At 66.9% G+C, this 2,007-nt stretch carries 1 protein-coding gene and 1 pseudogene; one reads left to right on the top strand and one right to left on the bottom strand.

All coding sequences use genetic code 11. The features are described 5' to 3' along the window. Positions 1-190: pseudogene (locus tag E5W70_RS06805) on the top strand (polyprenyl synthetase family protein); the annotation flags it as partial. 170 nt (positions 191-360) lie between these two features. Here the strand turns inward: E5W70_RS06805 and E5W70_RS06800 are convergent. Continuing rightward, positions 361-2,007 (bottom strand): potassium/proton antiporter (locus E5W70_RS06800; protein ID WP_292655613.1); only part of this gene is annotated, 1,647 nt, incomplete at its 5' end.

The raw sequence follows: 2,007 nt of genomic DNA, 5'->3' as shown, positions 1-2,007 counted from the left end.
GATGGGCAAGGCGACCGGCAAGGATGCCGCGGCCGGCAAGGCGACGCTGGTCGCGCTGCACGGACCGGGCTGGGCGCGGGACCAGCTCCATGGTCTTGTCGACCAGGCTCATGCGCTGCTCGAGCCCTATGGCGAACAAGCCGCGCTTCTGAAACAAGCGGCGCAGTTCGTCGCGGCCCGCAACAATTAAAGCGCCCCCTATGGCGCGCCGTGCAGTCACGGAGAATGGCGACTGTTCGGCCAGATGCCTTAGCGCAGCCGGGCGATCGGGATTCCGGCGATGTCGGACCATATGGCTCGCCACGCCAGTTGCCGAGCCATTCTTCAGCCTCGCGGCAGGGTTCCGCGGGTCGACAGCGGTCAGCCTTCGCCAGTTGTCTTTTCCACCACGGGCTGCGGAACCGGTTCCATTTCGGCCGCCGCCTCGACCGCCTGCGCTTCGGCCGGCTTGCGCCGGTTGCGGATGAAGGCGGCGATGCGGTCGCGGATTTCACCGGCGCTGAGGAATACCGGGACGCGCGCCACCGGCGCGGTCGGCTCAAAGGACAGGCCAAGGCCGGTGATCCTACCCTTGTCGTCGACGTCGCGGACGATCAGCTCGATCGGACCGAGCAGCACGCGGTCGGCGTATTCGGCGTGGCCGCCGAGCCGCGTAGTGACCAGGTCGCCAATGCTGAGCTTGTGTTCCGCTTCGGTCAGGCCCGGCGCATAGGCGGTCTCCAGTTCCTCGGCGGAGCGTGACGGATCGACGGCGAAGGCGCCGAAGAAGTCCGCATCCTCGGGATCGACCACGGCACGGCTGGCGAACAGTTTGTCGAGCAGGCGCGGATAGCGGTCCGGCACGAAGATGTAGACATGGTCGCCGGCCGCCAGCCGGCCCATGTCCTGGAAGCGCATCGAGCGTCCGTCGCGCAACACAAGCGACGGCCGCGCCCAGCGCGGAATGCGTTCGCCGCGCGCCACCGGGCTGCCGGGTGCCACGCGGTAGGCGAGAAGCTCATGATGGGCGGAGCCCGGCAGTTCCAATTCGACCTTGTCGAGCGGTCCCAGGCGGGCCGGCACGATAAGGCCGAGGCGGCGTGCCAGCGGCCCGACGGTCCATCCCTGGATGATCAGCGAGACCAGCACGATGATGAAGGCAGTGTTGAAGATGAGGCGGCCGTTCTCCAGGCCGCCGAGCAGCGGCGTGATGGCAAGCAGGATCGACACGGCGCCACGCAGGCCAACCCATGAGACAAAGGCGACTTCCGGGCGCGGCAGACGGAACGGCATCAGGCAGAGCCAGACGGCGATTGGCCGTGCCACAAAAATCAGGAACAGGCCAAGCAGCACCGCCGGCACCAGGATCGCCGGAAATTGCGAGGGCGTTGCGAACAGGCCAAGGATCAGGAACATGATGATCTGCGCCAGCCACGACATGCCGTCCTGGAAGCGCTTGAGGATGGTGACGGCCCGGATATCGGAATTGCCGGCAATCAGGCCTGCGAGATAGACCGCCAGGAAGCCGGAGCCGCCGACGGCGCCGGCGGCAGCGAACACCATCAGCGACAGCGTCAGCACGAAGATCGGCAGCAGGCCGTGATCGAGATTGAGGCGATCGACAAGGCGCACGATGGCCATGCCGCCGAGAATGCCGATGACCGCACCGAGGCCCATGTTGACAAGGAAGCCGACGGCAAGATCGGTGACCAGCACCTTGGCCTCGGGGTGGGTATTGGCGGCGATGACCTCGACCAGCGTGATGGTCAGGAAGATGGCGATCGGGTCATTGGTGCCGGATTCCACCTCGAGCGTGGAACGCACGCGCTCGCGCAAATTGATCTCGCCGGCGCGCAGCAGGAAGAACACCGCCGCGGCGTCGGTCGAGGCGACGGCGGCACCGAGCAGGAAGGATTCCAGCCAGGTCAGGTCGAGCAGATAATAGGCGGCGGCGCCGAACAGGCCGGTGGTCAAAAGGACACCGAAGGTCGCCAGCGACAGCGCCGGCCCGGCCGCCTGCCGCAAGGC

Origin of the sequence: Mesorhizobium sp., from assembly GCF_005063415.1 — a bacterium.
Taxonomy (GTDB): domain Bacteria; phylum Pseudomonadota; class Alphaproteobacteria; order Rhizobiales; family Rhizobiaceae; genus Mesorhizobium.
Note: the sequence above shows the minus strand (reverse complement) of the source record. Positions and strands in the feature narration are given on the sequence as shown.